General features: G+C 63.4%; 11 protein-coding genes. 3 read left to right on the top strand and 8 right to left on the bottom strand.

Translation table 11 applies throughout. The features are described from left to right. Window positions 1-3 precede the first annotated feature (3 nt). The 5 genes from HV675_RS02495 to gspG all read right to left on the bottom strand — a co-directional run bounded on the left by HV675_RS02495 (window position 4) and on the right by gspG (window position 4,133). A complete protein-coding gene (locus HV675_RS02495; protein WP_175109164.1) occupies window positions 4-756 on the bottom strand; it encodes a secretin and TonB N-terminal domain-containing protein in 753 nt (250 codons plus the stop codon). Window positions 757-955: 199 nt separating this feature from the next. After that, window positions 956-1,468, bottom strand: coding sequence for a type II secretion system protein GspM (gspM, locus tag HV675_RS02490; protein WP_175109163.1), 513 nt, complete (start codon window positions 1,466-1,468; stop codon window positions 956-958). Next, complete coding sequence (gene gspL / locus HV675_RS02485) at window positions 1,441-2,919, bottom strand: type II secretion system protein GspL (RefSeq protein ID WP_175109162.1); 1,479 nt, start codon at window positions 2,917-2,919, stop codon at window positions 1,441-1,443. The genes gspM and gspL overlap by 28 nt, the downstream gene beginning before the upstream one ends. 160 nt (window positions 2,920-3,079) lie before the next feature. Then, window positions 3,080-3,586 (bottom strand): GspH/FimT family pseudopilin, encoded by a 507-nt coding sequence (locus HV675_RS02480; protein WP_175109161.1) that lies wholly within the window; start codon window positions 3,584-3,586, stop codon window positions 3,080-3,082. A 76-nt stretch (window positions 3,587-3,662) separates the two neighbouring features. Continuing rightward, a complete protein-coding gene (gene gspG / locus HV675_RS02475) occupies window positions 3,663-4,133 on the bottom strand; it encodes a type II secretion system major pseudopilin GspG (protein WP_175109221.1) in 471 nt (156 codons plus the stop codon). Between the two features lie 144 nt (window positions 4,134-4,277). Between gspG and HV675_RS02470 the strand changes: the two genes are divergently transcribed. Beyond that, entirely contained in the window at window positions 4,278-4,715 is a 438-nt protein-coding gene (locus tag HV675_RS02470; RefSeq protein WP_175109160.1) for a general secretion pathway protein GspC, read from the top strand. A gap of 47 nt (window positions 4,716-4,762) precedes the next feature. Here the strand turns inward: HV675_RS02470 and gspF are convergent, their stop codons facing one another. The 3 genes from gspF to gspD form a co-directional block, all read right to left on the bottom strand. Then, window positions 4,763-5,980, bottom strand: coding sequence for a type II secretion system inner membrane protein GspF (gspF, locus tag HV675_RS02465; protein WP_175109159.1), 1,218 nt, complete (start codon window positions 5,978-5,980; stop codon window positions 4,763-4,765). Window position 5,981: 1 nt separating this feature from the next. Beyond that, window positions 5,982-7,418: a type II secretion system ATPase GspE gene (gspE, locus tag HV675_RS02460; RefSeq protein ID WP_175109220.1), complete on the bottom strand. Its 1,437-nt coding sequence runs from the start codon at window positions 7,416-7,418 to the stop codon at window positions 5,982-5,984. A gap of 62 nt (window positions 7,419-7,480) precedes the next feature. Then, window positions 7,481-10,009, bottom strand: coding sequence for a type II secretion system secretin GspD (gspD, locus tag HV675_RS02455; protein ID WP_175109158.1), 2,529 nt, complete (start codon window positions 10,007-10,009; stop codon window positions 7,481-7,483). A gap of 745 nt (window positions 10,010-10,754) precedes the next feature. On the opposite strand from gspD, the gene HV675_RS02450 reads away from it, so the two are divergent. Further along, window positions 10,755-12,035, top strand: a complete 1,281-nt coding sequence (locus HV675_RS02450) for a substrate-binding domain-containing protein (protein ID WP_175109157.1) — start codon at window positions 10,755-10,757, stop codon at window positions 12,033-12,035. A gap of 137 nt (window positions 12,036-12,172) precedes the next feature. Further along, the gene (locus HV675_RS02445; RefSeq protein ID WP_175109156.1) at window positions 12,173-13,462 is read left to right on the top strand and encodes a substrate-binding domain-containing protein; all 1,290 of its coding nucleotides are present in this window, start codon (window positions 12,173-12,175) and stop codon (window positions 13,460-13,462) included. Window positions 13,463-13,601 lie beyond the last annotated feature (139 nt).

The raw sequence follows: 13,601 nt of genomic DNA, 5'->3' as shown, positions 1-13,601 counted from the left end.
CCTTTAACCTCGTTTTTCCGTCGGCGGGCAATTGATATGCACGCCATTGCCGGATGGCCGCAACAGGATCGTGACCGGTTCGGGCAAGCCGGGCGGCGGCGCATCGAGGCGCAGCGAGCGCAGCGCGTGCTCGATCGCCGCGTCGCGCGGCAGCGAACCGCTCGATGCGATCAGGTCCGTGGCCGTCACCGCGCCGGTGTCGTCGATGCGCAGCTGCGCGACGAGCCGGTAATTGCCGGGGCGCGTCATGTTCTGTGCACACAATGCGTCCGTCATGCGTTGCTGAATCAGTGCGGCATACGCGCGCTGCGCGTCGTCGTCCGCCAGGCCGTCGACCGGTAGCGCGATCGGCAGCGGTTCCGTCTGCACGGGGCCTGCCGTGGCGGCATTGGCCGCGGCAGGCGCGGCCTGCGTGACGATCATCGCTTCGTCGGGGCCGGAGAAGTCGGCTTGCAGGCCGGTGCCGTCGAGCACGCGCACCAGCGCGTCGTGCGGTGCGAAGTCGCCGTTGACCGGCGCACTGGTTCTTCCTTCGAGCAACGGTGCGGGCGCGAGCAGCGCCATCTCGGTCATGCGACCGAAGGCCTGAAGCGTCAACGCAAGCGGCTGAGCCGGAAGATCGAAATGCATGGTTCGTGTGGACTGACTTCCGGCGGGTCCCGCGTCCTGCGCTCGCGCGCCTCGCATGATCAGCGCGCACAGCATGAGACATACGACCAGTGTGACGACACTGGTCGGCGCCCGGGAGTCTGTCATGAATGAGAAGCCGGATATGAGAGGACGGCGTGCGGCGCCGTCGCGACACGCTCGACAAAAATGTCGACAGTGCCGCTGGACGTCGTATCGTATGTACTGAATGTGACAATCAGAAGTCAACGAACCAGTCGTTCTGACGTGGTTCGCATAGTGGGACGAAGCATCGGCGCGGGCCGATTGTCGGGTCGGCCGCATGGTCTCAGTGCTCCAGTGTCGGTTGCAGCGTCGCCGAAATCGTGACGAGGCCGGGCTTGTCTTCCGCGCTTGCGCGCACGCTGATCACGCGCACGTGGTCGTCGCGGCGCACCTGGTCGAGCCAGCTCATCCAGGTTGCGAACGGCACCGCTTTGGCATCGAGTTGCACGCCCTTGCCGAGCACCGACCACTGCGCGTTCGCGATGCCGGTTTGCGCGAGGGACGCGTCAAGCGCATCGCGCAATGCGGCGCCGGTCGGCGCGCGCTGCGCGGCGGCCGCTTTCAGATGGCGCGCCTGCTCGACTTGCGCACGCATGTCGACCAGTTGCGCCTCAAGCTGCGGCAGGCTCGCGGCAATCTGCGCGCGGCCTTCGAAGGCCGGCTCCCACAGCACGTTATAGATAATCGCGGCCACGGCGACCGTGCCGCCCGCGAGCATCAGCTTCTGCTCGCGCGGCGGACGCGCGTCGAACCAGCTTTTCAGCGGAATCAGCGCGGTGCGGATCTGATTGACCATTTGCCGTTGTCCTCCTGTGCGGACAGGCCCTGCGCGGCGAGACGCCGGGTCAGCCCGTCGTTGTCGACTGTCGTGCCGGGTTTGAAGGTGACGTCGAGCGCATTGCCGCCGTTGTAGTCGAGGCCGGCGATTGCGCTGGATGGAATCGCGCCCAGCGCGCGCGACAGGCCGGCGGCCAGCACCGGGAAATCGTTCGCGCTCAATTCGCCGGCCGCGCTGCGCAGGCGCGCGAGGCCGGTGACCATTTGCGCGTGCGGGTCGAGAATCACGGTCGCGTCAGGGAACGCGGTTTTCACGAGCTCGGTCATTTGCGCGTTCAGTGCGTCGCGGCGGTGGCGCAGCTGGAACCACTGCACGTTCACGGCGACCAGCGACACGATAAGCGTGGCCGCGACGAAGCCGATTGCGATGCGCCATGGTTTGAGACCGCCGGCGCCGGCGCGCGAGCGGCCGGAGTTGGCAAACTCGAACTGGCAGAGGTCGAAGCGGCACGCGAGTGCGTCGCGGGCCAGCGTGGGCCACGGCAGGGTTAGGGCAGCGAGCGGGAAGGCGGTCGTGCTTACGTGTCCGTGTCCGTGTTCGGCTGATGCTTCGAACGCCAGCGAATACACCGCCAACGGCTGACGCTTCGCCAGTTCCGCAATCGTCGTGTCCAGCTGCGCGGCGCGGATCGTCATGCCGAAGCCGGTGACGCCCTGTCGGACGGCGATTTCGATCGGCTCGTCGCCATCGCCGATCGATGGCCTCGATGCGTCGATCATCGGGTCGCCCGGCGTGTCGTCGATGTGGCTGTCGTTGCCGACCTTGCGGCCGTCATGCCCGCATGACCGCACACCATGCCGCACAATCAGTGCGCTCGCGGCTAAGTCAGTATTCGCTTCCGCGCTATTGGGCTCCGGCGTTGCTTCGTCTTCCTCCAGACCGAACGAGGCATCGCCGGCTACGGCGGTCGTTTGCTCGCGGCGCTCCACATTTTCGTGAGCCGGTTGCGGCGCGATCTGCGCATCGGGCACCGGAATGCAGTGAATCAACGGCACCGCGCGCAGCCTGCGATGCCCAGCCGCGGCAAACCGGTCGATCAAGCCCGCGAACCACTCGCGCTCGACAATCGCCGCACACCGCTTGCCTTGTGGATCGGTGTCGGGGCCGACCGCAATATGGCTTTGCTGCGCATCCTGAATCAGATGCTCCTCGACCACGTTCGGCAACACGCGCTTCAGCCGCGGGCCAGTGACGGGCGGCAGATTGACCTTGAGCAAAAGCGTGTCGCGCGCCGCGACGACCAGCACGGTCGTGAGCGCACGCGGCAACTCCGCGAGCGGCGCGTGCCCGGTGCGCATCGTCTGGCCGCTGCGATCGAGCAGCGCGAACAGCATCGGCATGGCATCGAGGCCGCGCGTATCCACCTTTTGCGCATCGGCGGACGGCAACAACACGATCAGGCTCGACATGGGGACGCCTCCTCGCGCTCAAACTTATGCTCAAACTTTCGCTCCAGCTTGCGCTTAAATTCGCGCGGACAACCGCGCCGCACGTCATGCTGAACACCATGCCGAAGGTCACGCCGAAACTCACACCCAAACTCATGCCGCGCACGGCCATAGGCATTCGTCATGGCCGCTGCACCGCAAAATTGCCGATGCCGGTGCCCACCACCCGCAGGCTCACCGCTCCCGATTGCAGCGTAATCGTCACCGGCACTTCGATACTCTCCTCGCCGAACACCACACGTTGAATGCCGGCGCCGCCCGTATAGCGGATCGACACGCCCGTCACATCGGTGCCCCAGCTGTGAGGGCCGAGCACATCGTCGGCGAGCGGCAGCCACTTGCCGTTTTCGGTGCGTTGAAAAAAGCGGTAGCCACCGTTCACCGGCTCCCAGGCAATCGACGTCGAACGCACTTGCGCTTCGTCATCCGCGGATTCGAGCAGCGTCGCGAGGCGTTGCGCTTCTTCGTTGAGATCCGTGCGGCGATTGCGCGACGGCGCGAGCGCCACGACCGCGATCAGCAGCCCCGCGATCATCAGCACGACGAGCATCTCCAGCAGCGTAAAGCCGCTGGATGCGCGCCGCGCCGTAGCGCACGGTGTGATGAACGGCCCTTCGCGAAGCCGCATGCGCGACAGCACGCGCGGCCGTACGCACCGCGCGCTGTCAGCGTCGGATAGGCATGGCGCGATCCAACGCGCGTCGCTACTGCCATGAGCCGATATCGGCATCGTTACCCTCCCCGCCTGCCTTGCCGTCCGCGCCATAGCTGAACACGTCGATATCGCCGTGCACGCCGGGGTTCAGAAACTGGTACTGATTGCCCCACGGGTCGTTCGGCAGACGTTCGAGATACCCGCCGGACTTCCAGTTGTTCGGCACCGGGTCGGTCGTCGGCTTTTCGACGAGCGCGCGCAGGCCCTGCTCGTTGCTCGGATAACGGCCGTTATCGAGCCGGTACAGATTGAGCGCCTGCATCATCGTGCCGATGTCCTGCTTCGCGGCCACGCGGCGTGCTTCATCGGGGCGGCTCATGATCTTCGGCACGATCAGCGCGGCGAGAATGCCGAGAATCGCGATCACGACCATGATTTCGATCAGCGTAAAGCCGCGCTGCGCGCGTGCACCGGCACGCGATGCGCGAACGCGGGTACGCACAAAAGGTAAATCGCGCATATTCGAACCAGTCATCACAAGTTCACCCTCTCGTCCAAAAATACGGTTACGCGATACGTCGTGCACCGATGCATGTCACATTGCGCTGCACGCGGATCATTCACTTACGCCGTTCATACGGTTCAACCAGCGGGAATTCACACCATGCTTCGCATCAACGTCTCGCATCGGTTCACGTCCTTGCCCACGCTTGGTTCCGTTGCCGCCATCGCGCTGTTCGTCGCAGTCATCGCGTGGTGGGCACATGTTTTCACCGCGTCCGCACCGGCCGGGCCGGCGCAACCCGCCGCGCCCGCCGCGCTCGACACGGCCGCCGGCGGCACGCTGTTCGGCTCGCAGCCCGATCAGGGACCGCACGACGCGGTGCAACTGCTCGGCATCCTGTCGTTCGATGCGCATCACGGCGCGGCGATCGTCAGCATCGGCGGCGCACCGGCGCGCGTGGTCCGCGTGAGCGGCAAGCTCAACGATTCGACGACGCTCGCCGAAGTGCGCGCGCACTCGATCGTCGTGAAGCGCGGCAGTTTGCAGCGCGAAATCGCCCTGCCCGCCGTCGACAATGCGGACGGATACGTGCGCTGACGTGTCGTGATGCATCGAAGCGCGGCGCGAACCGATCGAGGCGCGCATCACTGCACCAGGTTGTTCAGCTCGATGATCGGCATCATCACCGCGAGCACGATCACCAGCACCACGCCGCCCATCGCGAGAATCAAAAGCGGCTCCAGCAAGCTCGTCAGAAACATCGTGCGCCGCTCGAGCTCGCGCGATTCACCTTCTGAAGCGCGATCGAGCATCGTCGTCACGTCGCCGGTCGCCTCGCCTGAACGGATCAGATGCACCAGCACCGGCGGAAACGTCTTCGTATTGCCTAGCGCGCGCGACAGCGACGTGCCTTCGCGCACGCGCACGATTGCATCGTCGATGTTGAGGCGCATCGCGCGGTTGCTGAGCGTTTCGCCGGCTGCCTGCAACGCGCGCAGGATCGGCACGCCGGCGGCGGTCAGAATGCCGAGCGTGCTCGCGAAACGCACCGTGTTATAGCCGCGCACGAGCTTGCCGAACAGCGGTGCGGTCAACACCCATCGGTCGAACGCAAGCCGCGGCCCGGCTTGCGAGAGGATGCCGCGCACAACCCACACCGTCACCGCGATGCCGATCAGCGCGGCCCACCACCAGTGGCGCACAAAGCCGGAAAGCGCGAGCATCGCCACGGTCAGAAACGGCAATGCCTGCTTCGTGCTGGTAAAGACGTTTGCCACTTGCGGCACGACATAGCTCAACAGGAACGTGACGATGCCGAATGCGATCAGCGTCACCACGGCCGGGTACGTAAACGCGAGCATGATCTTCTGCTTCAATGCATTGCTTTGCTCGATATAGTCGGCAAGGCGCGACAGCACCAACCCCAGCTTGCCGGTATGCTCGCCGGCCGCGACCAGCGCGCGGTAGATTTCCGGGAAGTCACGCGGATGCTGCGTCAGCGCATTCGCCAGCGAATGACCGCCAATCACTTCCGAGCGAATCGCCGCCATCAGTTCGCGAATGTAGTCGCGCTCCGACTGCTCGGTGAGCACGGTCAGCGTTTCGCTAAGCGGCAGGCCCGCAATCAGCAGGCTCGCCATTTGCCGCGTGAGAATGGCCTGTTCACGCTGCGACAGCTTGCGGCCCAGCGACAAACGCTGACTGCGCTCGCCATGCGAACGCGACGCCGCGAGTTCGATGACGAGCGGTGTCAACCCTTGCGCGCGCAACTGGCTGCGCCCGGCTCGCGCACTGTCCGCATCGAGCACACCCTTTAGCGTTTTTCCCGCCGTATTGATCGCTTCATAACGGAATGCCGACATATCAATCTCCGCCTGTCACCCGCAACACTTCTTCAAGGGACGTAAAGCCCGTCTCGAGCCAACGGTTTGCATCCTCGCGCAACGTGCGCATGCCCTGCTTGCGACTGGTCGCGAGAATCTCCGCATCCGATGCGTTGCGGTGAACCAATGATGTGATTGCGTCGTCCACCAGCAGCAGTTCATAGACGCCGCGCCGTCCCGCATAACCCGAGTGCCCGCACTTGTCGCAGCCGACCGGGTGCCACTGCTTGTGTCCGTCTTCTTCGCGCTCTTCCTTGCACACCGGGCAGAGCCTGCGCACCAGCCGCTGCGCAAGCACGCCGAGCAGCGACGATGCCAACAGATACGGCTCGACGCCCATATCCGTCAAACGCGTGACGGCGGAAGCCGCATCGTTCGTATGCAGCGTGGCGAGCACCAGGTGGCCCGTCAGCGACGCCTGCACCGCGATCTGCGCGGTTTCAAGGTCGCGGATTTCGCCGATCATGATCACGTCCGGATCCTGACGCAGGATCGAACGCAGCGCGCGCGCGAACGTCATGCCGATCCGCTCGTTCACCTGCGTCTGGCCGATGCCGGACAGGTCGTATTCGATCGGGTCCTCGACGGTCATGATGTTGGTGGTCGCCGTCTCGAGGCGCGACATCGATGCGTACAGCGTCGTCGTCTTGCCCGAGCCGGTCGGGCCCGTCACCAGCACGATGCCGTGCGGACGCGCGATCAGCTTGTCGAACTGCGCAAGCGTGTCCTGCGCCATGCCGAGCGCTTCGAGGTTCAGCCGCGCCGCGTCCTTTTCCAGCAGACGCAGCACCGCGCGCTCGCCATGCCCGGTCGGCAGCGTCGACACCCGCACGTCGACCGGACGGCCGCCCACGCGCAGCGTGATGCGCCCGTCCTGCGGCAGACGCTTCTCCGCGATATCGAGCTGCGCCATGATCTTGATCCGCGAGATCAGCGCGCCATGCAGCGCTTTCTTCGGCCGCACGACGTCGCGCAGCGTGCCGTCGACGCGAAAGCGCACCACCGACGCATTCTCGAACGGCTCGATATGAATATCGGATGCGCCTTCGCGCGCGGCCTGCGTGAGCAGCGCGTTGATCATGCGGATGATCGGCGCATCGTCTTCGGACTCGAGCAGGTCCTCGACCTCGGGGATGTCCTGCATCAGCCGCGACAGATCGACTTCGCCTTCCACCTCGCCGACTACCTGCGCGGCGCTGCCGTCCTGGCGCGCATACGCGGTGTTGATCGCTTGCGCGAGTTCGTCGGCCGGCACGCAAACGAGCGACACCATCGACACATTGCGCGACACCTCGGCAATCGCCGAAATCGGCGTGCGTTCGCTGATCCAGACTTCGATCGTGTCGTCGTGCTGGTTCGCGATCAGAATCTGACCGTTGCGCGCGAAACCATAGGGCAGCATGCGCGACGGGTCCATTCTCGCGGGTTCGCGCGGTGCCGCGGCAGTCGAGGCGACAGGAGAGAACACCGTTGCATCGGTCATGGCTGATCCGTTCTTTCAGCGTTAGCGCCGGAGGTGGACGACGGGTCCACAAGCGGCGCTGCAGGCGCGACCTGCGTCAGCGGAACAGCCGGCATTTGTGCGTGTCGCTGAGCCTGGACTTGCGCTTGGGCTTGCGCGGAATCCGCGGCCGGCACCGCTGAAATGGAAACCGAAAGATGCGATCGCGCACCCGAGGCCGGCGCTGCCCCAACTGGCCCAACCGGCTCAACCGGCTCAACCGGCGCAGCTGGCCCACCCGGCGACTGCGCCGGCGGCGCCGGCCGCGTCATGCGGTTCAGATCGAAGAGTCCGTCCTGCGCCGGCAGGCCCTGCGAAGGCGAAGGCGCGGGCGGCGGCAGCACGGGAATATCGTGATCGCGTTCAATGCGGTTATCGCTTTGCAGGTCCGTGGTCTGCTTGCGAACGTAGTCGTAGCGATTGTTCGAAACATCGGCCAGCGTCTGACTATCGCGAATGATCACCGGCCGCAGAAACACCATCACATTGGTCTTCGTGCGCGCCTTGGTTTCCGCGCGGAACAGCGAACCGATCACCGGAATATCGCCAAGCAGCGGCACCTTGTTGTTGCCGTCCGCGTAGTTGTCCTGGATCAGCCCGCCGAGCACGACAATCTCGCCATCGTCGGAAAGCACGGTCGACTGCACCGAACGCTTGATAATCGTCACGCCACCCGGATTGTTAATCGACGACGGGTCCACCGACGAGTCTTCCGAATAGATTTGCAGCTTGATCGTGCCGCCGTGCGTGATTTGCGGCCTCACGTGCAACACGATGCCGACGTCTTCGCGATCGAACGTATTGAACGCGCTGACGCCGCCCGTCGACACCGCGGTCGCCGTCGAGATCGAACCGGTCTGCACCGGCACGTTCGAGCCGACCACAATGCGCGCTTCTTCGTTGTCGAGCGTGATCAGATTCGGCGACGAAAGAATGCTCGCATCGCTGACCGTCGACAGCGCCTGTACCAGCGCGCCGAGCCCGAAGAAATTGCCGAACTTGTGAATCAGGCCGACATTCACGCCGTTATTCAGCAACGTGTTGGTCGCAAGGTTCGACAGATTCTGCCCAGCCGACTGACCCTGCACGGTCAGATTGACAATGCCCTGGCTATTCGGCGTATTGAAGTTCGTCGAGCCGTACAGAATGTTGTTGCCGCCATTCGACTGCAACGCGCCTTGCCATTGCACGCCGAGATTCGCCGCCGACGTCGCGCTCATCTCGACGATCATCGCTTCGAGGTACACCTGCGAGCGGCGCACGTCGAGCTGGTCGATCACATTGCGCACGTTCTGATAAACGGGCTCGGGCGCGGTGACGACGAGCGAGTTGGTCGACGGGTCCGCCGTGATCATGCCGCCCGATTCGTTCTCGCCGGGGCCGCCGCCGCGCGCGCCGGCAATCAGGCCGCCCTGGCCGCCGGGACCGCCCGATGCGCCGCTGCCGTAGCTCGACCCGCCGCTGCTGTCCGATGAACCGGGCAACGGCGGGGTGCCCGGCGTGCCGGTCGACGACGACGAACCGCCGCTTGAACTGCTGCTGCTTTTGCTGCCGAAGCCGCCGTTGTTGTCGTTGAAGCTTTTCGAACTCTTATCCGAATCGGACGAGCTATCGCCGCCCGACAAGCCGAGCATGCCGCGCAATACCTTCGCGAGGTCCGCGGCGTTCGCGTTCTGCAGCCGCACGACATGCATATTGCCCGGCGTGCGCGTCGGCGCATCGAGCTGCGCGATCAGCGCTTTCGCATCGCGAATGCGACCCGGGTCGCTTGCGCGCAGCAGTAGCGCATTGATACGCGGGTCCGCGGTGACGGAGACCTTCAGTGTCGCATCGGTATTGCCGATGCTGTTGGGGTCCAGCATCTTCTGCACGACCGGCTCGAGATCGACCGCGCTTTCGTGATTGAGCGGCACCACGGCGACTTTCTGCGACGTGCTGCCGTCCACGCCCGCAATGATCTCCGCGATGCGCCGCACGTTGTCCGCGTAGTCGGTGACGATCAGCGTGTTGTCGGCCGGATACGCGGCAATCGTGTTGTTCGGGCTGACGAGCGGCTTCAGCGCGGGCAGCAGGTTGTTCGCCGATTCGTTGCGCAGCCGGAAGACCTGCGTGATGACGTGGTCGCCATGCGCCTGCGGCGTGTTGCCCACGTACGTGGGCACGCCTTGCAGCTTGGCGTCGGCTTCCGGCACGACCTTCAGGATGCCGTTGTCGCGCACCAGCGCGAAGCCTTGCATGCGCAGCGCGGACTCGAGCGTCTTGAGCGCGAGCTCCTTGCTGACGGGGTTATCGGAGACAAGATTGAGCTGCCCCTTCACACGCGGGTCGACGATGATGGTCGTATCGGTCGCGGCGCCGATCGCCTTGGCGACCTGGCTGATATCGACATTCGCGAAGCTGAGGTTGACCTGCCGCTGAGCCTGCGCGAGCGGCGTCGACAGAAGGCTGAGCACCAGCATCGCGCAGGTGGCGGGGTGACGGCGGAAACGGGAGCGTGTGCGTGTCATAGACCAGGGTTCGATGCCGACAGCCGGCGCGGGCCGAAACGGACGCGCAGGCACGATGCGGCGCGTGATTCGCGAACCCTTTGCATTCGATACGAAGCAGGCGGATTCGCCGGCAAAGACTAAGCAGCGCACCAGAGCAATTTTGTGACAGGTGTTGCGTAACATTTTGACGCCCCCGTTTTAGCGGCGCCGGCTGTGGAGATTTGTGGTCATTTGCACGGATGACTCGGGCTTTGGATTAAAAAAGCCACGAGTGATTTAAATGTTCAATCGTCTAGACGAGTTAAAACCGATTGAAGGCTTTATGCGGGTTTTCGACCGGTTTTCCTGGTTGTCCGATTGTCGAATGGCGCTTTCTATTCGTTTTAACGGGTAAGGCAAGTTGTGGCGCAGGCGAAGTTTTTGCGCATTGGCATGGGCATCGAGGTGGGCCGCGAACCTTACGGTATAAGGTTCGCGGCCTTGTCAGGCAAGACGCTTCGCTGACGGCGCATACGCCATTGCACACGCCACCGCACAGGCACGGACAGCTTTGTCAAAGTTCGTGATTAGCTTCCAACCCGTAAAGCTATTCAATGCGAATTTTTATTAGCCGATCGGCACTGACAAAATGTTACGGACCATTCGTTACTAAAAATTCACGCTCGGCCGGTTGATTAACGTCTACATTTCTTCCGGCAGTACGACGCGATAGCGTCACTGCGTTACAGCTGGTTCCCCCGTCATCTTCACTGAAGGAATTTTCATGAAATCCAGTAAGCGCAAGATTAGCCTGGCTGTTGCACTCGTTATTTCCGGCTTTGGCATCGCATCGGCTGCGATGGCTCAATCGGCTCCGTCGCTGCTCGGCGGTGGCTCGACGCTGGTTCAACCGACGATCGGTTCGGAAAGCGCGATTTTCCCGACCGCTGACGGTCACATCACGTACTTCGGCGTTGGCTCGGGCGCTGGTCAATCGGCGTTCCTGAACAATGATTCGACGCAATTCAGCGCGGGCCTCAGCGCCACGGTCAACTTCGCGAACAGCGATGCACCGCTGTCGTCGGCTCAGATCTCGACGTACCAGGCCGGCCGCGCGAAGACCGACGGCGCGCTGATCCAGATTCCGTACATCATCACGCCGATCACGATTCCGCTCGTGAATGCTCCGACGGGCACGGGCCCGGCGCTGCCGAACAGCACGACGCCGACCGTTGCGCTTAACGACGCTGATCTGTGCGGCATCTTCTCGGGCGCTTTCACGAACTGGAACCAGGTCACCAACCCCGACACCGGTGCGGCGTATCCGGCTGGCGCAATCAAGGTGGTCTATCGTTCGGACAACAGCGGCACGAGCGACCTGTTGACGGCCCACCTGGCGAAGGTTTGCCCGATTCCGTCGGGCACGGCGGCTAACCCCGTCACGTTCGTCGAAACGCAAAACTTCGGGGGCCTCTTCACGACGGTACCGAGCAACTTCACGTCGGCTTCGGGCAGCGGCGGTGTTTCCGCTCTGCTGGTTAGCCTCCGTGCGGCTGGTACACCCGCCGTCGGTTATCTGAGCCCGGACTGGACGAATACGTCCCTCGCGCCGTCGAGCGCATCGGCTGCGGCTGACCAGTTGGCAGTGGCCAGCCTTCGGAACTCGAACGCGACGCCGGCCGTAGACGTCGTCCCGACGTTCGCGAACGCGACGGCCGCTGTTGGTACCATCAACCCGCCGGCGAATGCCGCCCTTGCGGCCAACCCGGCCAACTGGGTGCCGAGCGCCAGCAACCCGACGACCGGCTATCCGATCTCGGGTACGAGCCAGATCATCGTCAGCCAGTGCTATGCAAACCATGGCAACACGCCGTCGGTTGCTGGTTCGGTGGTGGATTTCCTCACCCAGCACTATTCGGCAGCCAACGCCACGCTGCTGCACAACAATGGCTTTGACAGTGTGCCGACGACCTTCCTGACGGCAATCACGAACGACTTCCTGACGACCACCAACGCGCTCGGTATCGGCAATACCACGAAGTGCGGTGCGATCGCTGGCCGTTAATCGGCTGAGTCACCTGCTGCAATAGACGCCGCATGTTCCGAGCAATCGGGGCATGCGGCGTTTTTTGTCTTGTCGTGCATTGATGCTGTTACCGAGGATGTGCGACAACCCGTTGATCACATTCGAGTGAGAACACAATGAAAATCACGAAGACACCAATTGGTCTTGCTGCTGCAGCCATTTTTTCGAGCTTGAGCGTGCCGGTTGCACTGGCCCAAACGCCTCCGGTACTGCTTGGCGGTGGTTCGACGCTTGTTCAGCCACTGGTCAACGTCGAGACCGCAATTTTCCCGCCCGCCGACGGTAGCATCGCGTACTTCGGCGTTGGTTCGGGCGCTGGTGAAGTGGCGTTCCTGAATAATGACCCGACGCAATTCCTTTCGGGCACAATCACCGCAACGGGCGCGGTTGACTTCGCGAACAGCGATGCACCGTTGACGACGGCTCAGATCTCGGCATACCAGGCTGGCCGCGCGAAGACCGACGGCGCGCTGATCCAGATACCGTATGTCGTTACGCCGCTCACGATTCCGCTCGTGAATGCTCCGGCGGGCACGGGCCCGGCGCTGCCCAACAGCACGATGCCGACGGTTGCGCTCAACGACGCTGATCTGTGCGGCATTTTCTCGGGTACTTTCACCAACTGGAACCAAGTAACCAACCCCGACACCGGTTCGAAATATCCGGCTGGCGCAATTGCGGTGGTCTATTCCTCTGATAACAGTGGCGAGACAGATCTATTGACAGCGCACCTGGCCAAGGTCTGTCCGATTCCGTCGGGCGCAGGAGGTAACCCCGTCACGTTCGTCGAAACGCAGAACTTCGCGAGCCTGTTTGTGACAGTACCCAGCAATTTCAGGTCGGCTTCAGGCAGCGGCGGCATCTCCAATCTGCTGGTTAGCCTCCGTTGGGCTGGTACGCCGGCCATCGGCTATCTGAGCCCGGCCTGGACAAACACGTCCCTCGCGCCGTCGAGCGCATCGGCTGCGGCCAACCAGTTGGCAGTGGCCAGTCTGCGTAACTCGTCGACGGGCATAGATGTCGTTCCGACATTCGTGAACGCAGCAACGGCTGTTGGAACCGTCTTGCCACCGACGGCTATCACGGCACGCAATCCGGCCAATTGGGTGCCGAATGCCAGCAACCCGACGACTGGCTATCCGATCTCGGGCACGAGCCAGATCATCGTCAGCCAGTGCTATGCGAACCACAGCAATTCGCCGACGGTCGCCGCTTCTGTCGTGGACTTCCTGAACCTGCACTATGCAAGCAACGGCGCCATCCTGAATGGCAACGGCTTCGCTACCGTGCCTTCGGCTTTCGCGACAGCGATCACCAGCACGTTCCTGACGGCCCCGCTTAGAGGCAGCACGAACACGCTAAACATCGGCAACACGACGGTTTGCGGAGCAATCGCTGGCCGCTAATCGAGATAACTTGCGCTTGCTATAGCTAGCCAAAACAAACGCCGCGCTCCCGAGCACACTCGGAAGCGCGGCGTTTCCTTATGCGAGCAACACAGCGCTCGCGTGGCCAGGGTCTGCGGCTTAGTCGACCGTCCGCAGC

This window comes from Paraburkholderia solisilvae (assembly GCF_902859875.1).
Classification (GTDB): domain Bacteria; phylum Pseudomonadota; class Gammaproteobacteria; order Burkholderiales; family Burkholderiaceae; genus Paraburkholderia; species Paraburkholderia solisilvae.
The sequence above is the reverse complement of the archived record's forward strand: the minus strand, read 5'-3'. Positions and strand labels throughout refer to the sequence as shown.